This is a genomic window from Bryocella sp. (assembly GCF_058498515.1).
The window spans coordinates 98,117-121,683 of record NZ_JBMHYI010000071.1; the positions used below are offsets into that span (position 1 = coordinate 98,117).

The following is a 23,567-nucleotide window of genomic DNA, read 5'->3' on the forward strand; positions in this document are numbered from 1 at the left end:
CTGCGTGATGTGGGGCGCTCGACGATGCATGACATCCCTTCTCTGACTCTCTCGGTGCTCCTCGTTGCCCACGCGGAGCAGCACTCACTGCAACGCTGCGTGCGCTCCATAGCAGAGGAACGGATGAACGCCGTCGAGCTGATCCTCATCGATGACGCGAGTCCACAGCCCATCGTGCTCGACCTCACGAGCATTCGCTGCCCCGTAACGGTATTGCGCAATACGCGCCGTAGAGGACTCGCCGTCGCACGCAACTGCGCCGCCGCGCGGGCTCTTGGCGAGGTGCTGGTCTTCCTCGCCCCCAACGTGACACTCGCTCCCGGCTCTCTTGACGTCGTCGAACGCGCCTTCCTCGCCGACCCTCTACTGGGCGTTGTCGTCGGCGAGACCATGGGCATGGCGGTACGCGGCGGGGCAGCCCCGCTGCAGGCCTTCGAAGCTGGCCTCATCGCCGTGCGCTCCTCGGTCTTTCGCGAGGCAGGCGGCTTTGTGGAGCGGCCTGCTACCTCCGGCGCGCTGGGAACACTGGAGTTCGTGATGCGCCTGGCTCACACTGGCGTGCGGATGGTGCTGCGCCCCAACGCGGCCGTCACCCCGCAGCAGCCGGAGACACTGGCTCACACCGCGGCAATCGCCTATCGGCATGGCCTCGCGTGGATGCGGCTCTCTCCCGAGCGGCGCGGCCTCAGTGGGCTCCTGGCGTGGAGCGGCATTCGCGACGCCGCATGGCGCTTTCCTGCCACAGCTCCGCGGCCACGCTGGCAGAGCTCCATCGAGCAGGGTTTGAGCGCAATCGCCTTCTCCGCAGGAGCAGCCAATGCGTGGTTGCGCGGCCCCCACCGCGAGGACAGCCAGCGATGGTCTCCGATCGTCAAAGCCGCGCCGCACAACACGCGCGAGCTGCGCTACGACGTCTGGCGTCCGGCGCGCACGTTCCCGTCACGAAATTCCTCGAAGTAGGTCACGGAGTGACCCGCATAGCAGCGCTTCCGTTCAGGCTACGGCGACGAGTGTGATCGCGCCCGCCGGATGCTTGGGCTCATGCGCAGCGTAGTAGCGCCGCTTCTCCAGATGCATGCGCCGGTCGGCCACGGCAAGCACGTCCTCCGCGGTGGCTCCATCGGCGGGAAAGCACGCAAAGCCCACGCTGGCAGTCAGCTCAAAGTCCGCGGCCTCAGCCTGCACTGCCCGTCGCACCGCCGTCTCAATGAGCTCGACCAGCGTGTTCTTCCGCTCGCCATCAGTAGTGGGGAAGAGAAAGAGGAACTTGTTCGCCCCTACCCGTGCCACCACGTCATAGGATCGGCACGACTCGCGGAAGGCCCCCGCAAGTCCGCGCAGCAAGCGGTCGCCGGACGGCCGCCCCTGCGCCTCCATCACCTGCTGAAAGTCGTTCAGATCGCAGACCGCAACCGAGAAGGGATCTCCCGAGCGTCGTGAGCGGTTCAGTTCCGCGTCCAGCCCGATACGGAACTGCCGCAACCCAGGAAGCTCGGTCAGCGGATCAACCAGCGCATCCTGCTCCGCCTGCCGGAAACGCAAAGCGTTCTCCAGCGAGAGCGCGAACTTCGACTCGACCGCCAGCAGAATACGAAGATGCTCGCGCGTGAATGCATCGGCCCGCATCGCGTACAGCGTCAGTACGGCGAAGACTTCGCCTGAAGGCGAGCGGAGCGGAATCGATAGCCCGGACCGAAGCTGTAGCGCTCCGCCCACAGGAGCACCCAGCGGAGCCGCATAATTCGGCTCAACTTGCGGGTTACCGTTCACGACAGGTTGGCCGCAGGCCGCAACATACCCCGAAAGTCCCTCGCCCAGCGGGATCACTTTCGCCGACAGGCAAGAGCTCGCCGGCCCATCGACATGTTGCAGCGCCAGACCCTCGCCGCGAACCAGGTACAGCGCAAAGCAGTCGAACGGAACCAGTCGACGCAGCCGCGAGGACATCACCAGGATCGTCTCGCTGGGGCTCAGCGAACTGCCCAGCATCTGCGCAATCTCGAACAGTCCCTGCCCCTCTTTTCCTGCCGCTGCAATCAATCCCAACGCATCCAGTGGAGGCTGAGACGCTTCGCCAGGTTCCTGCGTCTGCCCTGCCTCCAGCACGATGGAGCCATCTTGTTCGAAGCCTGCCCCGGGAGCAGCGCCGCGATCGATCTTGATCTGCGTGTCCAGCGGCCGCAGCCCAATGGCGCCCTCGTGTGCCAGCCGCTCCAGGCGCACGTAGTTTTCCTGCAGCACCTTCACGATGCCCGGATCGAACTGCGTGCCGGCGCGTGCGCTCACGAAAGCCATCGCCTCATCCAGCGGCAGGCCACGACGATACGGACGGTCGCAGGCCAGGGCATCAAAGCAGTCCACGACGGAAAGGATGCGCGCTCCGATGGGGATGTCCTCGCCCGAAAGCCCATCGGGATATCCCGTCCCATCCCATGCTTCATGGTGCGACCGCACGATCGGCACCACCGGATACGGAAAGCGCACGCGCTCCAGAATGTCCGCACCCACCACCGGGTGAATCTTCATCTTCTCGAACTCTTCCGGAGAGAGCCTTCCGGGCTTGTTGAGAATATGCTCCGGCACGGCGAGCTTGCCAATGTCATGCAGGAACGCCGCCGTCTGCAATGCCAGCTGCTGATCTGCATCGAGACCCAGGATCCGTCCCAGCTCCGATGCGTAAACGCGCACGCGCAGCAGGTGCTCGTGCGTATTGTGGTCCTTGGCCTCAATGGCCATGGCCAGGCCTTCGATGGTGCGCAGATGCAGCGCCTCGGTCTGCTCCAGCAACTCCTGGCGGTCTTCCATGAGGCGCTTCTGTGCTCGATATGCCCGGTACACGCTATAGATCGCTGGCAGCAGAAGAAGAGCCGTCAGCCACCCCATGTGCGATCCGACCAGCGCCACCAGGATGGCCAGTGTCCCGCTCACGAAGTAAAACGGGAGATACCAGAGGAACTCGCGCTGCCAGAGTTTCAGCGCTCCCTCGCCCTGCGACCACGCCAGCACCATGGCGATGGTCAACGTGTTGATGAAGAAATAAACCAGCGTCGCGATTGCCAGCGATGGGGCCACATCGAGGCCGTGTCCACGCCCCAGCTCAAAGATCTTGCACGCCGCCGCTGTCGCCGCCATCACATTCGCGACGTTGAAGACAATCTGGTGGAACGTGAAGCGCGCGCGGATCCCGATCAGGCACTCCACCAGCGACGACAGCGCCGCCAGGGCGATCGCCTGCTGCGGCGCCAGCTGCACCACCGCCAGCAGGATGAAGGGAAGATTGAAGGCGAGCTTGCGGTCGCCGCGTGGCATCGAGACCTTCAGCCCGGAGCTGAGCAGCACCGCTACCAGGTATACGCCGAAGCGAGCCCACTCCTGCGGCGGAAGGCGCAAGCTCCACCACAAACCGCCCAGGCCGGCGGCCACAGTCAACAGCACGAGAGTCTTCGCGCGAAGAGGCATCCGTCGGTCTGGCGAGTCGGTCCTTTCAACCGATGGAGCGATTTCCCTGCAGCTGTAGCGCGGTGGCTCGACCTCTATAGGCGTTTCCCCAATGGAAACGCCACCGCACACCACTCTCGGAACCCGGCAACAGGGAAAATGCTCAGATGAGGCCCGGGCGCCGCGCCAATTTCGGTTTCGCTGCTGGGCGGACGTAGCGTCCACAAGCCGCAGGCGCGGTGCGAGTTGACACTGAGCGTAACGGTTTCCCACAGACTGACCCATCGCGCGAAAGTTGTAACGCAACCACGCTGTTGGCGCGTGTTTCTGCTCCACCGGGGCGTGCCGGACTAACTCCGCCGAGCTACTCTCGCCAGCGCCACCGCCGCCTGGCCAAGCGCCAGGCCACCATCGTTCGAGGGCACACGCTGCGGCCAGAAGACGCGGAAACCTTCCTGCTCCAGCGCTTTAGAAACGCGCCCGAGCAGCATCATGTTCTGGAAGCAGCCGCCGCCAAGGCACACACGGTCCAGCCCCGTCCTCGCGCGCAGCCGGATGCAAGCCTCCACGATCACCGCCACCATCGTCGCGTGAAAGCGCGCCGAGATGACCCCGGGAGTAACTCCTTCAGCAACATCGTTGGAGATTACCCGGATCATCGGTCGAAGGTCGATCGGCATCGCCTCGCCATCCGACTCGTCCAGCAGGAAGGGATAAGCGGCATGCTCTCCCGGCGCGCAGATCCCCTCCAGCAGCATCGCAGCCTGCCCCTCGAAGGCCACCGTATCGCGCAAACCCACGAGCGATGCCACCGCGTCGAAGAGTCTCCCGGCCGACGACGTAGGCACGGTGTTGATCCCCCGCCGCAGCATCGTCTCCACCGTCGAGCGAGCAGAGGCGCTCACATTCGGGTGCCACGCAAGACCTTCTGGCAGCTCCCCAAAAGCATCCTGCAGATACGCCAGTGCGATCCGCCACGGCTCCCGCACCGCCGCGTCACCGCCCGCCAGCAACACCGGCCGCAGATGCGCCGCACGCGTGTAGTCGGCCAGGCTGGCAATCAGGAACTCGCCGCCCCAAATGGTCCCGTCCTCGCCGTAGCCTGTGCCATCCCAAGCCACGCCGAGCACCTCGCCCTCCAGGCGATGCTCCGCCATGCACGCTGCGATATGCGCATGGTGGTGCTGCACGCGGACAACGTCCTCGATGCCCTGCGCGCGCGCGCATCGCTGCGCGATCTGCGTGCTCATGTAGCCCGGGTGCAGGTCATGCGCCACGATACGCGGCATCACGTGGAAGAGCCGCTGCATACGCTCCAGCGTCTCCTCGAAGAACTCCATCGTCTCCAGGTTCTCGAGATCGCCCAGATGCTGGCTCATCAGCGCCCAGCCCTTGCGCGCGAGGCAGAACGTGTTCTTCTGCTCCCCGCCGCAGGCCAACACTTCAGCCTCGCCCAGGCCCAGCCATGTCGGTTGCGGAGCATACCCGCGAGCCCGTCGCAGCAACATCGGCTTGCCACGAAACACCCGCGCCACCGAGTCATCGACTCGCGTATGGATGGGCCGATCATGCAGCACGAAGAGGTCCGCAAGCCCCGCCAGCGAACGCAGCGCCTCGTCGTTGTCAATAGCAATCGGCTCCTCGCTGAGGTTGCCGCTGGTCATCACCAGCGGCACGGAGCTGCCATGCTGCAGCGCAAGCTCCGCGAAGAGCAAATCATGCATCGGCGTCGAAGGCAGCATCACCCCGACCACCGGCACACCGAAGCAGACCTCCTCTGCAAGCTGCGCGTCATCGGCCTTGCGCGCCAGCAGCACAATGGGCCGCTGCGGCGAGGCAAGCAGTTCTACCTCAGCCTCGCTGCATTCGCCCAGCGACCGCGCCACCGTAAGGTCCCGCACCATTACTGCAAACGGCTTCTCCAGCCGATGCTTGCGCGCCCGCAACAAGCGCACAGCGTCAGCGTTGCGAGCATCGCAGGCCAGCTGAAACCCACCGAGCCCCTTCCACGCAACGATCCTGCCCTCAAGCAGCGCTCGCGCAGCCTCTGCAAGAATCTCCTGCGAGCTCAACCCCTCACGACGCCGCTGCGTCTCTCCGCCATCCACCAGCTCCAGCCGCGGCCCGCACACCGGACACGCATTCGGCTGCGCATGAAAGCGCCGATCGTGCGGGTCGTCATACTCACGCTGGCAATCCGTACACATCGTGAAGCCACGCATCGTCGTCAGCGCGCGGTCGTACGGAACGTCTTCGATGATGCTGTACCGCGGGCCGCAGTGCGTGCAGTTGGTGAACGCATAGCCATAACGCCGATCCGCCGGATCGTGAATCTCCGCCAGGCACGCGTCACACACGCAGGCATCCGCCGGCACCAGCGCGAACGCATCATCCCCAGCCTCGCTCGCACGGATCTCGAATCCCCTATCGCCCATCGTGGCAAGCACCGTCTGCTCGACCGCATCGATGCGCATCAGTGGAGGTCCATTCTTCGGCAGCGCATCGAGAAAGCCTGCGACGGGCCCCTCAGCTCCCTCCACCTCAATCACCACGCCCACCGCGGTGTTCTGCACAAATCCTGCCAGCGCGAACCTGCCAGCCAGCCGATGCACATACGGCCGGAAGCCCACGCCCTGCACCACGCCGCGCACCAGCAGTCGCCGGCGCGCGATGCCTCCGTCCGAACTCTCAGCCCTCGGTGAATCGCTCTGCATCAGGAGTTCAGCTTACGCGCCGCTGCGCGTCCCGCAGGAGTCGCGGATCACCAGCTCGGTCTTCACGCGCACATCCACCACCGGATGACTCGGCCGTTCGATGCGCTCCAGCATCACCGACATCGCCACCATGCCGATCTCCGCACAGTCCTGGCGCAGCGTGGTCAGCGGCGTCGGAAGATACCGCGCATACCCCACATCGTCGAGCCCGATCATGCGGACATCCTCCGGCACCTTGTATCCCAGCGAGAGCAGCGTGCGCATCAACCGCGCCGCGGTCACGTCGTTGGCACATACAATTCCGTCGGGCTTCTCGCGCTTCATGAACTGCGCGACGAACGACTTGTCCTCGAAGTCGCCTCCCACCACGGTCCCCACCTCTCCTTGGAAGAGCATGAACATGGCCTCGCGATAGCCCGCAGCCCGCGCCTCCACCGTATTCGCCGAACCCGGCCGCATCGCAAAGACGATCCGCTTTGCTCCAGCCTGCGCCAGATGTTGCGTCTGGATGTACCCTGCGCGCCGGTTGTCGATGCCGACAAAGTCGAAGTTCGAGCGATTGGGATACGTCTCGAAATCGCGGTCCAGCAGCACCACCGCCATGTTGGCCTGCTCCAGCATTGCCGCAATGCGGCGGTTATTCTCTTCGCCCGCAAACTCCGTCGGAGCGAAGAACACCCCTGCAACCTTCTGCGCAATGAACTGTCGGCACAACCGTTCCATCGTCGCAGCAGCATCTTCGCGGCTCCCCGCGCTGCCCCACGAAAGCGAATGCGATCCCCCCGCGGGAGACGTCATCAACCCCTGGCAGATCGCTTCGAAGATCTCTGTTGTCCCAAGGTCCGGGATCAGCAACCCGAACTGTCGCGTCGCCGTGCTGGCGTGCGCCTCCACGTACGTCCCGCTTCCCGCCCTGCGGCGCACCAGGCCTTCCTGCTGCAGGCTCTGGAAGGCCTTCGCCACCGTAATCCGTGAGGCATCGAAGCGCTCGCACAAGGCTGCTTCGCTGGGTAGCCGCTCGCCCGGCTTGTACACGCCCGTCTGGATCTCTTCCAGCAGCGTCTCGTAAATCGCTCGATAGCGATGCATCCCCGCTTTGGCAGGCACTGTGGCCCGACCCTTCCGGGGGCTGGGGTGCGGAGTTTTGATCGTGGAGCTCAAACGAGTACCGACCTTGGGAGGAGGAAGAAGTCGATTGGTTCCGGACAACGCTTTCTCGATACGCCGGACCGGTATGCCGGTCTCTGTGGGGGGAGGGTCTGGACGGGATCGAGCGTGAAGCTAATTGTAATCGCATTCCGCAGCCCTCCTTTCGTTGAAACGTGCGACCTCGGATCTGCGCAGAACCGCCTCCACCTTATGGTTGAGGCGGCTCTCCAACGTCACCTGCTACAGTGGTCCGCCATGCCATTGTGGGTACGCCTTGATCGCTCGCAGAGCTCCAGCACCACACGCGCCGTGGCCGCACCCCTTCTGCTCGCCCTGGTGCTGAACCTAGGCGTCGCTGCCCCCGCCTTCGCGCAAGCCGAAGGCGCACAGCAGACCACCCAGGAAGGTGGACAGCCCCCCGCCCACGGAGGCTCCAACACCGCCGGAGTCTTCGCTCCTATCTACGACGCGAAGCACCGCCCTATCACCGCTGGCGGCGCCGTAGCCAAAGGCCCCATCCCCTTCGAGGACATTGCGAAGAAAGCCGGCCTCACCACCTGGCATCACACCATGGGCTCGCCCAATAAGCCCTACATCCTCGATACCATCGGCTCCGGTGTCGCTCTGCTCGACTACGACAACGACGGCTGGCTCGACATCTACCTCGTCAACGGCTCGACCGACGAGGCCGAAGCCGGCAAGGCCGCCGCACCTCACGCCGCTCTGTTCCACAACAACCGCGACGGAACCTTCACGGACGTCACTGCCAAGGCCGGCGTCGCGAACGATCGCTGGGGCTTCGGCGTCGCTGTCGGCGACTTCGACAACGATGGTTGGCCCGACCTCTACGTCTCCAACTTCGGAAAGAATCGCCTCTATCGCAACAACCACGACGGCACCTTCACCGACGTCGCCGACAAAGCCGGTGTTGCGCTTTGCAACTGGTCTACCGGAGCCACCTGGGGGGACTACGACGGCGATGGCCTGCTCGACCTCTTTGTCCCTGGCTACGTGCACTACGACCTCGGCAAGCAAACAGTCGGCGCCGAAGGCATCCCCCTCAGCTTCTGCCAATACCGCGGCGCCAAGGTCCTCTGCGGCCCCCGCGGCCTTCCCGGCGAGTCCGACCACCTCTTCCACAACAACGGCGATGGCACCTTCACCGACGTCAGCGACCACGCCGGCGTCGCCGACAAGAGCGGCTACTTCGGCCTCTCCAGCGTCTTCGTCTCGCTCAGCGGCAACGGCAAAGTCGACCTGCTCGTCGCCAACGACTCCACCCCCAACTATCTCTACCTGAACAAGGGCGACGGCGCCTTCGAAGACGTCAGCTACGCCTCTGGCTATGCGCTCAACAAGGAAGGCCGCGAGACCGCGAGCATGGGCATTGCCCTCGGCGACTACCGCAACAACGGCCAGCTCGACATCTTCAACACCACCTTCTCCGACGACTACAAGCCTCTCTACCGCAACGATGGCGACGCCAACTTCACCGACGTCAGCTACGACACCCACATCGCCGATCTCACCATTCCTTTCCTCGGCTGGGGTACGGCCTTCCTCGACTACGACAACGATGGCTGGAAAGATCTGCTCGAGGTCAACGGCCACGTCTATCGCAATGCCGACATCAACGACTGGGGCACCAGCTGGGCACAGCGCCCACTGCTCTTCCACAACGAGCAAGGCAAAAAGCTCGAGCCCCTACCCGCCGTCGAGAACACCGCACTTGCCAGGCCTCTCACCTCACGCGGCCTCGCCATCGGAGACCTCTTCAACGATGGCCGCATCGCTGCCGTCATCAACAACATGGACGCCACGCCCGCGCTCTTCCGAAACATCGATCCCAACAAAAGCCACTGGGTCGCCTTCAAACTCACCGGCAGCGACAAGCCCGGCCCCGACGGCCGCAAGAGCCCCCACGACGCCATCGGCGCCACCGTTTATCTCACCGCCAACGGCATGCGCCAGCGCGGCGACGTCTTCTCCGGCGGAAGCTATGCTTCCACCTCCGACATGCGGCCCCACTTCGGCCTCGGCCCCAGCGCTCCCACGCTGCCCCTATCGCTCGAGGTCCACTGGCCCTCCGGCCTCGTCGAGACCTTCCTCATCCAAAAGGTTGACGCCATTCTCGATCTCCCGGAGGGCTCGGGAACTCCCCAGCACTCCGTCGCAGAAATCCGCTGACAGCTGTCCGCAAGCGGTACTACCATTCGCCGCATTCGCATTCCGGGAACTCAACGTATGCAGCACAAGGCCAGCGCCCGCATCCTCCTCACAGGTCTCGCCCTTATCGGCGCGATCGCCGCTCCATCTCGCGCCCAGACCGAGGACAAGGCCGCCATCGACGCCCGCGCACAGTACAACGCGAAGCAGTCGGCGATCTACAACTACAAGTTCGGCAACGATCATCCCTACCTGCCTTCGAACGCCACCACCGATACCGGCGCCTTCCTCGATCCCAAGAGCTTCCCCACCGCCCAATATTGCGGCCACTGCCACCAGGAAGCCCACGCCGAGTGGCGTCAGAGCGTGCACTCTAACGCCAACCGCGTGCCCTACTACCTGCGCAACGTGAACCTGCTCGCTGCCGAAAAAGGCATCGCCTACACCCGCCACTGCGAAGGCTGCCACGATCCCATCGCCCTGCTCTCCGGCTCGCTCACCGACAAGGCCCCGCGCACCCGTCCCTACGATCAGGACGGCGTCACCTGCATGGTCTGCCACTCCATCCAGTCGGTGACTACCCGCGGCACCGGCAGCTACGTCATGGGGGTGCCCGCGGTCCTCGTCGATGAAAACGGCAAGGGCATCACCCACGCCGTCACCGATGCCGACATCCTCGCGCACCTCGATCGCCACTCCGCCGCCGTGATGAAGCCGTTCTACAAGACCAGCGAGTTCTGCTCCGCCTGCCACAAGGCCGCGCTGCCGCACATGCTCAACGACTACAAGTGGCTGCGCGCCATCTCGCTCTATGACGAGTGGCAGAACGCCTCCTTCGCCAAAGAGTCGCCGCTGCCCTTCTATCGTAAGGACACCGTCTCCACCTGCCAGACCTGCCACATGAAGCGCGCCGACCTCGGTGTCCTACCTGACTACGGCGCGAAGAACCATCAGCTCGCCGGCCATCGCTGGGCCGCCGCCAACACGCTCATCCCGCAGATCTACAAGTACAGCGAGCAGAACGAAGCCGTCGTGAAGTTCCTCCGCGATCAGGTCATCAACGTCGACATCTTCGCTGTTGAACCCGAAACCCCGCAGGACGGCCAGCCCGCCGTCATCGCGCCCCTCGGCAAGAGCGCCTTCCACCTCATCGCAGGCCAGCGCGTGCTCGTGGACGTCGTCCTGCAGAACAAGGGCGCCGCGCACTCCCTCGTGCCCGAGCAGCGCGATATGTACGAGATGTACGTCGACTTCACCGTGAAGGATGCCGCCGGCAAGGTCCTCTACGAGAACGGCGCGCTCCAGCCTGATAACGAGCTCGACCCCGAAGCTCACAGCTTCACCAACCGCCTCATCAACGCGCAGGGCGGCATCAACGCGCTGCATCAGGTGTGGGACAACCGGGTCGTCGCCTACAACAACACCATCCAGTCCGGCCGCTCGCAGCTGCTCCGCTACGCCTTTACGATGCCCAAGGCTGGCCCCATCACGGTCACTGCGACGGTGCGCTATCGCCGCTTCGATCAGCACTTCGTCAACTTCGGCATGAGCATGGCCATGGGTCAAAACTACCCGCAGCCCGTCATCGACATGGTCGCAACCACCCGCACCTTCAGCTCCGGCCTCAACGCCGCAACCCCTGCGCAGCCCAACGAAAATCCCGAGTGGATGCGTTGGAACAACTACGGCATCGGCCTCCTCGACGCACAGCAATACGCTGCATCTCTCGCCGCCTTCCAGGAGGTTGCGAAACTCCGGCCCGACTACGCCGACGCCTACACCAACCAGGCAATCGTCTGCATCGGCTGGGAGAAGTACGACGACGCCATGCCCTACCTCACCAAGGCCCTCACGCTGCTCAAGGACGACTCGCGAGCGCTTTACTACCTCGCGCTGGTCGAGCGCAATCAGGGCGACCTCGACGACGCCATCAAGCACTTCACGATGGTCGAGGCTAAGTTCCCACGCTCACGCGACGCCCATCGCGAGCTCGGCTTCTCGTACTACCAGATGCATCAGTACGACAAGGCCATGGCGGAGTATCTCCAGGTCCAGTCCATCGACCCCGATGACCTCGCCGCCCACTACAACCTCGCGATCCTATATCGCCGCACTGGTCAGAAAGACAAAGCCGCCATCGAAGCAGCCTACTTCTCCGATCAGAAGGACGACCCGACGGCCAGCACCTTCGCGCTCGAGTATCTCCGCAAGCATCGCGAGATCGCCAACGAGAGTGTCCCCTGGCACGTGCATGACCTCGATCACCACGCGACCGGCGCAGCCCAGCCCGTGGCTCCCGCGGCCCAGGTCGGCGCACTTCCCAGCAGCAGCGCAGCGCGTGGGATGATGCAGTAAGTTGCGCCCTAACTGCGCTTCAGGAAGACTCTGACTGTGGGATCTCGCCGACTCGTTCTCTCCTTCTCTGCAACAGCGGTACTATGCGCCGCCTTGGTTCCTTCACTCACGCATCCGGCCCAGGCCGCCTCAGACGCCCCAGCCGCCAAGCGCGGCGCAGAAATCTTCGCCACGCATGGCTGCATCTTCTGCCATGGCCCACAGCTCGCCGGTACGGAACGCGCGCCAAAGATCGTCGACGTGCGCAAGCGCCTCAAGCCGGACCAGATCGTGCATCAGATCCACGACGGCGGCAAGGGCATGCCTGCCTTCGGTGAGCAACTCAAGCCCGAAGAGATCGACGATCTCGTCGCCTTCCTCCGCAGCAAACACCCTGAGAAGCTGCTGTCTGCGACTCCCACAAAATCGCAATAGCCACGCGCGCATCTCCGCGCGCTACGATGTTGGCATGCCCCGTCATTCCCTGCTGTGCCTCCGCCACGCTTTGGCCGTCGCATCTCTTACGGCTGCGATCGTCCCTTCCGCTCTCCCTGCGCAGAGCGTGGAGACCGCCGACGTGATTCTCCGCGGAGGCACGATCTATGACGGCAGCGAGAGCAGGCCCTTCGTCGGCGACGTCGCCCTCAAAGGCGATCGCATCCTCTACGTCGGCGCGCACGCGACCCAGAGGGCAGCCCGCATCATCGACGCGAAGGGCATGATCGTCGCACCGGGGCTCATCGACGCGCACACCCATCCCGACACCTACATCCGCTCACCCGACGTGACCAAGCGCCTCAACGCTCCATGGCTCGCACAGGGTGTCAGCACCATCGTCATCGGCGTCGACGGCTACGGCACTCCCGACGTGAAGGCCGACATCGACCATCTCGTCGAGCAGAAGATCGGCACCAACGTCGCTCCCTTCGTGGGCTTTGGCGCCATCCGCGGACGCGTCCTCGGTCAGGCCGACCGCGCCCCCAATGCGGCCGAACTCGCGCAGGAGAAAGCTCTCGTCGCCAAGGGCATGTGCGATGGTGCGCTCGGCCTCTCGACGGGTCTCTTCTATGCCCCGCAGAGCTTCGCGAAGACTGACGAAGTGATCGCACTCGCCCGCGAGGCCGCCACGCGAGGCGGCATGTACGACACCCATCAGCGCGACGAATCCGACTACACCATCGGCCTCATGAACTCCATCAAAGAGGTGCTTCAGATCGGCCGCGAAGCGGGCCTTCCCGTGCACTTCGCTCACCTGAAGGCACTCGGCGTCGATCTCCAGGGCCAGGCGCCGGAGGTCGTCAAACTCATCGACGACGCGCGCGCCCACGGCCAGGACGTTACCGCCGACGAGTATCCCTGGCTCGCCTCAGGCTCCGATCTCGAAGCCTCCCTCGTCCCCCGCTGGGCCATCGATGGCGGCTATAGCGCGATGCTCAAGCGCTTCGACGACCCTGCGGCCATGGCGAAGATCCGCGTCGAGATGGTAGAGAACCTCCGCCGTCGCGGCGGCCCCGCCTCCATCCTGCTCACCTCAGCTGGCAAGCCCTGGACCGGCAAGACACTCGAAGCCATGGCGAAAGAGTGGAAGCTCGAGCCTGTCGATACAGCAGTCATCATCATGCGCGGCGGTCCCGACGCATCCCCTGCAGCAAGCGCCTCCGGCAAGGGCGCAGGCATCGCCATCGCGTCGTTCAACATGATCGACAGCGACGTCGAGCTCATCATGAAGCAGCCCTGGGTGGTGACCAGCTCCGACGGCTCCGACGGCCACCCGCGCCAGTATGCGACCTTCACGCAGAAGTACAAGGTCTACGTGCAGGAGAAGCACACCATCACGCTCGAGAACTTCATCCGCCACTCCACCGGCCTCACGGCGGAGATCTACAAGCTCGACCATCGCGGCTATCTGCGTCCCGGCTACTTCGCCGACGTCACGGTGCTCGACCCCGCGAAGTACGCTCCACGCGCGGACTATCTGCATCCACGCGAGCTGAGCGTGGGTGTGAAGGAACTCTTTGTCAACGGCACGCTGGCCGTGGAGGACAGCAACCTGACGGGAGCCGCCGCGGGTCGCGGCTTGCTTCGGCCGACGCCCGCCATCGGCTGCTCTCGATAAGACGCTACATGCTCGCGTGAATGAAGGAGGCGGTGCCAGGTGTGCCGTTGGAGGCATACGTCACGCGCACGTCGTCCCCCTTGCGCGGAGCAAACCTGCGACCATCACCAGCGCCCTGGTCCGAGTCCACAATGAGATGGTCTGACAGCACAAACGTGTGCGCCGTTCCTGCACTGTCCGCAAGCGTGATCTTGTGGTCGCGCCGGTCATAGTCGGTGATCTTGCCCTCTACCTTGGCGTACGGGCCGGCACTGAGCTCCTTGAACGCGACTGCCGTCACATCCGACCCATAGCCGTAGAAGTACACGACGACGAAGGCTCCCACATGATGGAAGTTGCCCGCCGCCACGGAGTCCGAGCGCAGTGCGCTTTCGAATTCCAGCGAGACCTTCGCATTCGGCGTCAGCTTGAAGTGCGTAATCGTCGTCGGATCTGAGGGATCCACCGCGATGTCGATACTCCTCGGCGTAACCGCCTTTACCGTGCCACTCAGGGCGTGGACCGCCATCTGCGCACGCGCACCGGCGGAGATTCCCGCCAACGCCAGAACTGCCAGGGAAAACATGAACTTCCGCTGCATGCTGCACCTCGGACTGGAATAAGTCAGATCCCGCGCCCTATGCCGTCTGGGTGAGGGATCCACCACGCTGACATGAAGCCACGACCGTTCGCGACATCGCTGCACAGAGATCCGAATACATTTGAATCGTTATGCGATACAATACATCGCATAACGAATTTTGTCCAGAGATATCGTCAGATTTATAGAAACGGTTCTTTAGGCGTCAGCGCCGATGGCAAACATCGGGTTCCGTATCGACTCCGTGAGCACCTTAGAATCGACCACATGTTGCGGCAGAAAGAGCGTGAAGGTCGATCCCTTTCCTGGCTCGGAGACCAGGCTGATTTCGCCGCCCATCAGGTGGATGAGTCGCTGTGAGATCGCGAGCCCAAGTCCCGTGCCGTCGTGGCGACGCGTGAAGGTATTGTCCACCTGCGTAAAGGGACGAAACAGCCGCAGCTGATCGGCCGGTGAGATACCGATGCCGGTGTCCTGAACCTCCCAGCACATCCCCGGATGCTCCGGGTCTCCACTGAGGCGTGCCCGCAGCGTCACAGTGCCGTCCTTCGTAAACTTGCACGCGTTGCTCAGCAGGTTCAGAAGACACTGTTTGAACTTCACCGGATCTAATTCCACGGCCGCATCGGGCAGTTCGATCTCGATTTTGAGCTCGTTCCGGTTCTCCGCCGCCAGCGGCTTGATCGTGCCTTCCAGGTCCGCAATGATGGTCGAGATCTCAATCTTCCTCGGAAAGACCTCGATATTGCCTGATTCGATCTTGGCGAGGTCAAGCACATCGTTGATGATGCTGAGCAGATGATGGCCGGCTCGTTGGATGCGCCGCAGATCCTCAACGACATGCTCGCGGCCCTCCTCTGCGGCATCGTCCTCAAGCATCTCGCTGTAACCGAGGATGGCGTTCAGCGGCGTCCTGAGCTCGTGGCTCATGTTGGCCAGGAAGGCGCTCTTGGACTTGTTCGCCTCTTCTGCCAGCAGCTTCGCGTGCACCAGGTCCTGCTGCGCTGCCTCACGCTCAACAATCTCGCGCTGCAGATCGAGCGTCCGGTCCTGCACACGAGCCTCCAGCTCATCCGCAAGCGAGCGGTACATCGCCTCGCTCTTGCGAAGAGCGGCCTGCGCCGCGCGATTCGATGCGACCGCAACCTCGGTGAGATAGAGTGCGACCATTGACACAGCCGTAAAGCCCTGGAAGGCGAACATCCGCGCTCCCAACGAGTGGCCGATCGACGCTCCCAGAGCTCCCCTCCCAATGATCGTCATGTCGCCGCCAATCGCAATGACGATGAGCAGGCCCAGTGCCGAAGCCGTGTAGCCCCCTCGAACGCCCAACAGCATCAGCACCAGCAGGACTATCCACATCGAAGGATAGGTGCTCCAGCCAAAGACCATCAGGCACACCACAACCAGTGCCGTCAGCAACACGGCCAGCTCGCGGCGCGACCGGCCGACAAACAGCCGATTGTGATGGTAGGAGAGATACAGCGGGGTCGTCGTAGCAATGCCCAGGAGGTCAGCGGCGTACCAGAACCTCCAGGACTTGCTGAACGGCACTCCATGGTGGACATACAGATAAATCGAAGCCAGGCCCGACGCGACAGCAGGGGCAATCATCACGCCGTAAATCAGAAAGGCGCGCATCTGCCGCCAGTCCGTCAGGCGCGCGCGCGGATACAGAAAGCGATAGAGCAGCAATCCGCCAATGATGCATTCGATCGAATTGAATACGGCGAAGGTGATCGACGTAGCGAACGAAGCGCCCACAAATTCGTTTACCGCAAAATCGATGGCAAAGCTCACCCCGATCAGCGAAGGCCAGTGACGGCGGCTGGAGCTGACCAGCGCTCCAATCACGATGCCGTTGGGAAGCCACACCAGCGACGCGCCATCGAGTTTGAAGCTCTGGGCATTAATGCGTGTCGAGATGAGCTCGCACACAAGAACGCACAACGCCACCGTCCAGAGACGGGCATCACGATGCGGGCCGGTCGTCTCGGATGTTTCCGGCGGATCGATCTGGGGAAGAAAGCCGAACAAGGGTCCTCCTCTGAAGACCATGATTCCCTATCGGCAGACCGCTCGCATCTCGCGAAAGTGCCTCGCCGCGGGGCAGCCACGCACTCACCGTCAGCCTCGGGGTTGATCAGCGGTCATAGCAGTTCTGCCAAAGCTTAGGCCCAGAGTGGAATGGGAGCCATCACCCGGAAAGTGCAACAGGGCACACCTTCGTGTTGTCATTGTATATTCCCGGAGCATGGCTCAACTCTCGCGGTATGAAGACAATACAGGAGATGACCCGAGCGACGGACCACACGAATCTTATGCCGAATGTATTGCTCGTAGAAGACAACGAACTGAACCGGGATATGCTCTCCCGGCGTCTGACCCGCTATGGCTGGCAGGTCCTGACCGCCGAGAACGGACCGAAGTGTCTGGAACTCGCGGTCTCCCACTCCTTTGATCTCATCATCATGGACATGAGTCTTCCCGGAATGGACGGATGGACCCTCACCAGCCGTCTCAAGGCCGACGACCGCACCGGCAGCATTCCCGTCATCGCGCTCACCGCGCACGTGATGAACGGCGACCGCGAGCGCGCCTTTGCCGCTGGCTGCGATGAGTTCGAATCCAAGCCCGTCAACTTCGCCACGCTCATCGAGAAGATGATCAGGCTCGCCAGTCTTTCCCACGCGATCACCTATCCGCAGCGTGCTTCCACCGTGCTGAAGGCGAAGATGGAATCAAGACCCATGTGCAACATCGGCGAATAGTAAAGATCATCCTATTCGCGTCAAATCTCTACTACACGAGTTGTCACCCCGTTCCCGCAACGCATTCCTGCCGCGGCGGACAACCCATGGCGCCCAACCCCAGTTATTGTGCGCCCTTGACGCAGAGGGCGACGGTAGCCTCTCGCGTCTCAGATCTTCTGGATGGCGTCTGCTTCCCGGAAGATCAGATCCAGGTCCGTCCTGATATCCTGACCGAGAATTGCTCCAGATCATCGCGATGCCATGGTCTTCAAAGGGTTTAGTTTTTCATGTCCGATTCAAACGAAGTCGTCACTCCCGATTCCCTAGCAAACCAGGCATCCTCCACCACTCCGCCTGAACAGCCCCCGATTGCCGCGGAGGCTGTCGCCCGAGAGGCAGTATCCACTGCTTCGCCCGTCCCAACGGAGCCCGAAGAGGACTTCGGCGACATCTTCTCGGCCTACCAGAAGACCAGTAACCGGCGAACCGGCGACGAGGGCCGCCAGATCCAGGGTACCGTCGTTACCGTCGACGCCGAGTCCGTCTTCGTCGACATCGGCTTCAAGTCCGAAGGCATCCTTCCCCTCACTGCGCTCCCGCCGAAGTCAGATCCGCCCCAGCCCGGCGATTCCCTGCTCGTCTCCGTCAAGGGCCGCGACACCGATGGCTTCTACCAGCTTTCCCTCTTCCGCGCTCCCAAGGTCACCGACTGGAGCGGCCTCCAGAAGGCCTTCGCTGAGGGCGCCAACATCACCGGCACCGTCACCGCCGTCGTCAAAGGTGGCCTCTCCGTCCACGTCGGCGTCCGCGCCTTCATCCCTGCCTCCCGCACCGGCACACGCGACGCCGCGGAGATGGAGAAGCTCGTCGGTCAGGAGATCCTCGCCCGCATCACGAAGCTGGATGTCGCCGAGGAGGATGTCGTTCTCGATCGCCGCATCGTCACCGAAGCCGAGGCTGCCGTCCTCAAGGGCCAGCGCTTCAGCGAGCTTCGTGAAGGCAACATCGTCAGCGCCACCGTCCGCTCCCTCACCGACTTCGGAGCCTTCCTCGACCTCGGCGGCATCGACGGCCTCCTCCACATCAGCGACATCTCCTGGACCCGCGTCAACAATCCCGCCGACATTCTCGAAGTCGGGCAGGCGCTCGACGTGCAGATCCTCAAGGTCGACGCCACCGGCAACCGCCTCTCCCTCGGCCTCAAGCAGCTCCAGCCTCATCCGTGGGAGAACGTAGCTTCGACCTTCACCGTCGGCGAGCGCGTTCGCGGCACCGTCACCCGCACCGCGGACTTCGGCGCCTTCGTTGAGATTGCTCCCGGCGTCGAAGGCCTCGTCCATCTCTCCGAGATGTCCTGGTCCAAGCGCATCCACAAGGCAACCGAGGTTGCGAACGTCGGCGACGTCATCGAAGCCGTCATCCTCTCCATCTCGCCCGAAGAGCGCCGCATCTCGCTCGGCCTCAAGCAGACCCTCGGCGACCCCTGGGTGGAGGCCGCGCAGCGCCTTACAGTCGGCTCCGTCGTCGAAGGCCCCGTTGCAAGCATGACCCCGTTCGGCGCCTTCATTACCGTCGCAGAAGGAGTCCAGGGTCTCGTTCATATCAGCGAAATCGCAGTCGATCGTCGCCTCAACCATCCTTCGGACGTCCTCCGCGTCGGCGAGATCGTCAAGGCAAAGGTCCTCGAAATCGACCAGGCAGGCCGCAAGCTTCGCCTCAGCATCAAGCAACTCGTTCCCACCGGCCTCGATGAATTCCTCGCCGAACACTCCATTGGCGATACCGTCACCGGCCGCGTCGTCTCGGTCGAAAACGGCATCGCTCGCGTCGAGCTTGGCGAAGGCATCCTCGTCACCTGCAAGCTCCCAGCCGCCGCTCCCGAAGCCCCCGAAGCGCCAGCCGCTACCGGAGCCGTCGACCTCTCGGCATTCAGCTCCATGCTCAACGCCAAGTGGAAGACTGGCGGCCAGAGCTCAGCTTCATCGTCGAGTAAGTCCTCAAACGAAGTAAGCCCCGGCCAGGTTCGTAGCTTCACGATCAAGTCCCTCGACGGAGCCGCTAAGACCGTAGAGATCGCACTGGCTTAGACCGAATCCGCTTCACTCTCGATAAAACAGCAAGCTCGGTAAAAACGACTCCAGCCTTCTCCTGCTCATTGGGCGGGAGAAGGCTGGAGTACGGTTGGTCGTGGTTCCCTTCGGATTTTCGTTTGTAGAACGCTTAGTTAAGTGGCCCGTTTCCAGGACATCAATGGGCCTTTCCGCCGGAGAGATGATCTAGATGTGCTTTCAACGCGGCGAGTCTCGCACCAGCTTCCGCGAGCTTGCCCTCAGCCGTCAGCCGTTGATATTCCGCGAATTCTTGCGCTGCCTCTTGAATTTCTTTGTCGCGGCTATCGCTCGCGTTGCCCGTAAACGCAACACTCGCTGGCGTCTGCCCTGTCGTCGTGTTGGCTGCAGCGGGACCCTGTGTTGGAGATACTTGAGTTATCGATGACTCAGTCCCATTGAACAGGCTGGAGAGAGCCGCCTCAAACGTAGTGCCATAAGCCAGACGATCCTGCAGCGCCAGCACAACCAGCCTCAGTTCAGGCATCGGGCTCCGGTCCGCTTGCAGGTAGATCGACTCAGCGTATAAGAGCGCCGAACCGGTAGGGATCACGAGCAAATTGCCGCGGTGCACATGCGATCCCTGCTGATTCCACAGGGTTAGCTGTCCGCTGATCTGGGCGTTCTGGTCAATGCGCGCTTCTATCTGTGATGGCCCATCGACGAGACGTGTCTTAGGGAAGTTATAGGCAACCGCCGTCCCATAATTTTCTCCGTCACTGCGCCCGGCTATCCATCCGATGAGGTTATTGCGATTGCTCGGTGTGAACGGAAGGATATTTACGAACTCCATGCCGGACTCGCCAGGAAGATTCATCAGGACGTAGTTTGGCTCCATCTCGCGCGTGGAGGGTTGACCATCGCTGCCTGAGGCAGACTCTGTAGCTGGGGTCCAAAGGTCTTCACGGTTGAAGAAAGTGGAAGGATCGGTCATGTGATACAGGCCATAGGCATGAGCCTGAAGCTTCAGTAGCGTGTCGGTGTACCGCAGGTGAGCTCGCATCGATGCGGGCATAGCCGAAGCAGGTTGAAACAGCGCCGGAAAGGCATTGCGATAGGCGGCAAGGATTGGGTCGGCACCATCCATCACATAGAAAGCAACCGTGCCATCGTATGCATCGACAGAAATCTTCACGCTGTTGCGCACGTAGTTCACATCTGCATCGGCTAGCCCGTAGTGACGTGCATTCGGGTAAGTGCTCGCAGAGGTAAATCCGTCGAGAATCCAGCGGAGTCGCCCATCTTCGCCCACGGTAATATACGGATCAGGATCAAGCGTCAGGAATGGCGCGATATTGAGAACACGCTCCCTGATGTTGCGTCGCATCAGCAGCCGCGAGTCGGGGGTAACGTCGTCACTGAACGGCAGTTTCGCTATATCTCCGCGCTCCAGCGCAATAAATGCCCGGCGGAGCCAGCCCCCAAGAACGATTCCGCCGTCTCCGTGATAGCTGGTAAGGCTGTTCGATTGGCCCTGCGGATAATCAAACTCCTGCTGACGCGTCTTCACATAAACGTCGGAGTCGGTCAGCTCACCAAAATAGATTTGCGGTCGATCTACATGCAGCCCCGCCACGGTGCTCTGCACGGGCATGTTACTCAACATCAGTGTTGGCAGGCCCTCCGGAGTAAAGCCATTGACGGGATTCATCGTTACGCCGTATCCGTGGGTGTAGACCAGCCGCTCGTTGATCCAGTTGCGACTGCTTTCTGGCAACTTCGTGGTGCTCAGTTCTCGCGTAGCAAGCATCACCTCACGCAGATGGCCATCCTGCATGTAGCGGTCGATATCGATGCTCGGGAAGTCGTAATAAGTCCGTATCTCCTGGATCTGACGAAGAGTATCCTGCAGTGCCTGCGCGTCCCACAGGCGGATATTTTGAAGTGTGGGCTGGTTCTTCGCCGCATCCGCATCGGCCGCGGTGGTGCCCGCCGCAAAGGGCCGAACCACGATGCTATCCAACGAGTAGGCTGCGCGCGTCGCTTCGATGTTATTGCGAATATAGGGCTGTTCTTTGACGAGCTCGTTTGGCTTGACGATGAACGTGTCCACCGCAACGTCCACGCCTTGAACCGCCAGATACAACAGCATCCCCGGCAACACGGCGATCGCCACCCATTTGCCGCCAGTGCGGCTTGCTGCGCTATAAGCCGCAACTGCCGCGCCGGCGAGTAACACGACCGCGACCAGCAGAAGCCCTGGCAACTCCACATGGGCGTCGGTATACGTCACACCGGAAAAAATAGTGTGATCCGCCAACAGTAAATCGAAACGGTTGAGCCATACCCGCAGCGCCAACGCGACTAACACGATGGCGACAGCTGTGTAGAGGCCGCTCCATGAATCGCGATCGGTCCTGGCGAAGCGTACGTCTTGTCCCTGCGGGAGCCTGCGCAGGACGAAGAGTCCAACGGCCATGACAAGCACCAGGACTGCAAGCTCGGTGATCCAGCCAGCCAGTAACTGCCACGCCGGCAGCGTGAGGAGATAGAAATTCAGGGGGCGTCCCATCACCGGATCGGTGATACTCGCCGTATGCGGCCCATAGATCCATAGCGTGAACGTTGCCCACTCCGCAGACATGGAGGACGCACTGACGTACGCAACGAACAGAGATAAAACCAGCACTGCGGGCTTCATCCAGCGGCTGACATCAATGGTGAGCGGTTGTCCATTGACCGATACCGTGCGCACCAGGCTTGTCTTGCTGAGTTGGCCGCCATTCAGCCAGAAAAAGGCGCCCAAGAGCAAAGCCAGCGTGAGCGCAAAGAAAATGCCAAACAGGCTTGCCTCTAGCGCGAGCGTCTTGCGAAAGACCTCCGCATATCCCAGGGAGTTGAACCACAGCGCATCAATGTACAGGGAGAGCAAACGGCCGCCGCCCAGTAAGAAGGCTGCCAGGACCGCAAAGACCACGACCAACGTCCGCGAGCGGCGGGGCTTGTTTGGCAGATCGATAATTTTTGGCACGTGCACTCCTGCTTGAACAACAGGCGGCCTTCATCGGCTGCCATTGCTCCAAGCATAGAGGCCCGTCGGTCCACGTGCCGAGCTTTCGCGCGATGACCTTCCCAAACGCAGAAGCGCCCGATCTGGTGGCCAGACCGGGCGCTTTCATCGCTCCTGAGTTCCCAATTTCAAGGAACCCAGACAATATGGCGGTGCTGACAGTCTGCGACGAACCGCTCTCAGCGTGCATTTCCCTGCAAACAGGGAAATCTGTAAGGAATCTGCACCTTCAAGCCCCACCATAAGCGCGCTCGAATCACGTTAGACAGTCTCCTCGCAGCGACTTGCGCCTTTCCATGCCGTCTCGATATGTTTCAGGATCACGGAATTCCAGCGGCCGATCAGGGAATCAGAAATAAGGATCAGCGAACCACAATCCATGGGCGACGAAGCCGAAATGTCTACTTTTCTCCACTTTGACGCAATCCGATAGGCCCATCCAAAATCTCGGCGCGAATCTCCATGCCCTACCCGGCGCCCGCCCCTCAGTATCGGCGCGCATTTCGATACTTGAAGTAGTTGTGCCGCTGCTCGCGGACCGCATCTTCGACGTATACCTCTGAGACGTCGCATCCCTCTTGAGCATTGCGAGTTGTTCTTTCAGCGCGCGATTATATTGCTCGAGCCGAGTGATGTCATGTTCCAAGAGAACGACCTGATCCTGCTCGGCAGCCTCAGGCGCCAAGTCAGCATCTTCACCATCGCCGTCGTCCATAGACACAAGAAAGGCGTTGCCGATCACTGGGTCGATTCGATCGGCTTGAGCGATAGCCCATGTGACCCGCCGGTCAAGCTCCGACGGGATCGGGTTCCCTTCCTTCAATTTCAGCTCGCGAATCGCCTCTGCGTAAGAACGGATTTCACGGGCCTGTTGAAACGCGGCGGCGTCCTTAAGCAAGCGATCTACGCGAGGTTCCTCCAGCACCCTCTTTCGCTCTCGAGCTGCACGCTCTTCTTCGAGCTTCCGCTTCCGCTCAGCTCTTCTCTCCACCTTCCATTTGTGGCTCTGCACCTTCCGATCTCGATATCGCTGTTCGGCGCTAACAATGATCTCAATCGCGATCTCGGTCAACTTGGACTAAACGACTACCGGCTGAAAGCCGGTAGGTTGGGGTTGCGACTGAAAGTCGCCTGAGTGCGGCTGAAGCCGCCTGCAAGGCTTCCGGCTGAGAGCCGGCTTAAGGCTCGGTGGGCGCGGT

14 protein-coding genes are annotated in these 23,567 nt (G+C 62.2%); 7 read left to right on the plus strand and 7 right to left on the minus strand.

The window, feature by feature from the left end:
• Nucleotides 1–24 precede the first annotated feature (24 nt).
• Entirely contained in the window at nucleotides 25–960 is a 936-nt protein-coding gene (locus AC5E6W_RS21980) for a glycosyltransferase family 2 protein (protein ID WP_491754490.1), read from the plus strand.
• 33 nt (nucleotides 961–993) lie between these two features.
• On the opposite strand, the gene AC5E6W_RS21985 is transcribed toward AC5E6W_RS21980, so the two are convergent.
• The 3 genes from AC5E6W_RS21985 to AC5E6W_RS21995 all read right to left on the minus strand — a co-directional run bounded on the left by AC5E6W_RS21985 (nucleotide 994) and on the right by AC5E6W_RS21995 (nucleotide 7,241).
• The gene (locus AC5E6W_RS21985) at nucleotides 994–3,435 is read right to left on the minus strand and encodes a sensor domain-containing diguanylate cyclase/phosphohydrolase (protein WP_491754491.1); all 2,442 of its coding nucleotides are present in this window, start codon (nucleotides 3,433–3,435) and stop codon (nucleotides 994–996) included.
• A 353-nt stretch (nucleotides 3,436–3,788) separates the two neighbouring features.
• A complete protein-coding gene (gene hypF, locus AC5E6W_RS21990; RefSeq protein WP_491754492.1) occupies nucleotides 3,789–6,152 on the minus strand; it encodes a carbamoyltransferase HypF in 2,364 nt (787 codons plus the stop codon).
• Between the two features lie 12 nt (nucleotides 6,153–6,164).
• Nucleotides 6,165–7,241: a GntR family transcriptional regulator gene (locus tag AC5E6W_RS21995; protein ID WP_491754493.1), complete on the minus strand. Its 1,077-nt coding sequence runs from the start codon at nucleotides 7,239–7,241 to the stop codon at nucleotides 6,165–6,167.
• A gap of 315 nt (nucleotides 7,242–7,556) precedes the next feature.
• Here AC5E6W_RS21995 and AC5E6W_RS22000 point away from each other — a divergent pair, with 315 nt between their 5' ends.
• The 4 genes from AC5E6W_RS22000 to AC5E6W_RS22015 all read left to right on the plus strand — a co-directional run bounded on the left by AC5E6W_RS22000 (nucleotide 7,557) and on the right by AC5E6W_RS22015 (nucleotide 13,917).
• Complete coding sequence (locus AC5E6W_RS22000) at nucleotides 7,557–9,488, plus strand: CRTAC1 family protein (protein ID WP_491754494.1); 1,932 nt, start codon at nucleotides 7,557–7,559, stop codon at nucleotides 9,486–9,488.
• 57 nt (nucleotides 9,489–9,545) lie between these two features.
• On the plus strand, nucleotides 9,546–11,822 hold the full coding sequence (locus AC5E6W_RS22005) for a tetratricopeptide repeat protein (RefSeq protein ID WP_491754495.1): 2,277 nt from the start codon (nucleotides 9,546–9,548) through the stop codon (nucleotides 11,820–11,822).
• Between the two features lie 93 nt (nucleotides 11,823–11,915).
• On the plus strand, nucleotides 11,916–12,236 hold the full coding sequence (locus AC5E6W_RS22010; protein WP_491754496.1) for a c-type cytochrome: 321 nt from the start codon (nucleotides 11,916–11,918) through the stop codon (nucleotides 12,234–12,236).
• 34 nt (nucleotides 12,237–12,270) lie between these two features.
• Nucleotides 12,271–13,917, plus strand: a complete 1,647-nt coding sequence (locus AC5E6W_RS22015; protein WP_491754497.1) for an N-acyl-D-amino-acid deacylase family protein — start codon at nucleotides 12,271–12,273, stop codon at nucleotides 13,915–13,917.
• A gap of 4 nt (nucleotides 13,918–13,921) precedes the next feature.
• Here the strand turns inward: AC5E6W_RS22015 and AC5E6W_RS22020 are convergent, their stop codons facing one another.
• Together AC5E6W_RS22020 and AC5E6W_RS22025 are read right to left on the minus strand one after the other, a co-directional pair.
• On the minus strand, nucleotides 13,922–14,482 hold the full coding sequence (locus AC5E6W_RS22020) for a hypothetical protein (protein ID WP_491754498.1): 561 nt from the start codon (nucleotides 14,480–14,482) through the stop codon (nucleotides 13,922–13,924).
• Between the two features lie 213 nt (nucleotides 14,483–14,695).
• Entirely contained in the window at nucleotides 14,696–16,534 is a 1,839-nt protein-coding gene (locus AC5E6W_RS22025) for an ATP-binding protein (protein ID WP_491754499.1), read from the minus strand.
• 254 nt (nucleotides 16,535–16,788) lie between these two features.
• Here AC5E6W_RS22025 and AC5E6W_RS22030 point away from each other — a divergent pair, with 254 nt between their 5' ends.
• Complete coding sequence (locus tag AC5E6W_RS22030) at nucleotides 16,789–17,268, plus strand: response regulator (protein WP_491754500.1); 480 nt, start codon at nucleotides 16,789–16,791, stop codon at nucleotides 17,266–17,268.
• 269 nt (nucleotides 17,269–17,537) lie between these two features.
• Nucleotides 17,538–19,337 carry a S1 RNA-binding domain-containing protein gene (locus AC5E6W_RS22035; RefSeq protein WP_491754501.1) on the plus strand — a complete coding sequence of 600 codons (1,800 nt, stop codon included), beginning with the start codon at nucleotides 17,538–17,540 and terminating at the stop codon, nucleotides 19,335–19,337.
• Nucleotides 19,338–19,497: 160 nt separating this feature from the next.
• On the opposite strand, the gene AC5E6W_RS22040 is transcribed toward AC5E6W_RS22035, so the two are convergent.
• Both AC5E6W_RS22040 and AC5E6W_RS22045 read right to left on the minus strand, forming a co-directional pair.
• Entirely contained in the window at nucleotides 19,498–22,329 is a 2,832-nt protein-coding gene (locus AC5E6W_RS22040; RefSeq protein ID WP_491754502.1) for a UPF0182 family protein, read from the minus strand.
• A 388-nt stretch (nucleotides 22,330–22,717) separates the two neighbouring features.
• Nucleotides 22,718–23,440, minus strand: coding sequence for a hypothetical protein (locus AC5E6W_RS22045; RefSeq protein ID WP_491754503.1), 723 nt, complete (start codon nucleotides 23,438–23,440; stop codon nucleotides 22,718–22,720).
• Between the last annotated feature and the right edge of the window lie 127 nt (nucleotides 23,441–23,567).

What these genes read in the sequence shown, in the direction of transcription:
- AC5E6W_RS21980 (WP_491754490.1), top strand. Translation starts at nt 25, where the DNA reads ATGCATGACATCCCTTCTCTGACTCTCTCGGTGCTCCTCGTTGCCCAC.
- hypF (WP_491754492.1), bottom strand. Translation starts at nt 6,152, where the DNA reads ATGCAGAGCGATTCACCGAGGGCTGAGAGTTCGGACGGAGGCATCGCG.
- AC5E6W_RS21995 (WP_491754493.1), bottom strand. Translation starts at nt 7,241, where the DNA reads ATGCATCGCTATCGAGCGATTTACGAGACGCTGCTGGAAGAGATCCAG.
- AC5E6W_RS22000 (WP_491754494.1), top strand. Translation starts at nt 7,557, where the DNA reads ATGCCATTGTGGGTACGCCTTGATCGCTCGCAGAGCTCCAGCACCACA.
- AC5E6W_RS22005 (WP_491754495.1), top strand. Translation starts at nt 9,546, where the DNA reads ATGCAGCACAAGGCCAGCGCCCGCATCCTCCTCACAGGTCTCGCCCTT.
- AC5E6W_RS22015 (WP_491754497.1), top strand. Translation starts at nt 12,271, where the DNA reads ATGCCCCGTCATTCCCTGCTGTGCCTCCGCCACGCTTTGGCCGTCGCA.
- AC5E6W_RS22020 (WP_491754498.1), bottom strand. Translation starts at nt 14,482, where the DNA reads ATGTTTTCCCTGGCAGTTCTGGCGTTGGCGGGAATCTCCGCCGGTGCG.
- AC5E6W_RS22030 (WP_491754500.1), top strand. Translation starts at nt 16,789, where the DNA reads ATGACCCGAGCGACGGACCACACGAATCTTATGCCGAATGTATTGCTC.
- AC5E6W_RS22035 (WP_491754501.1), top strand. Translation starts at nt 17,538, where the DNA reads ATGTCCGATTCAAACGAAGTCGTCACTCCCGATTCCCTAGCAAACCAG.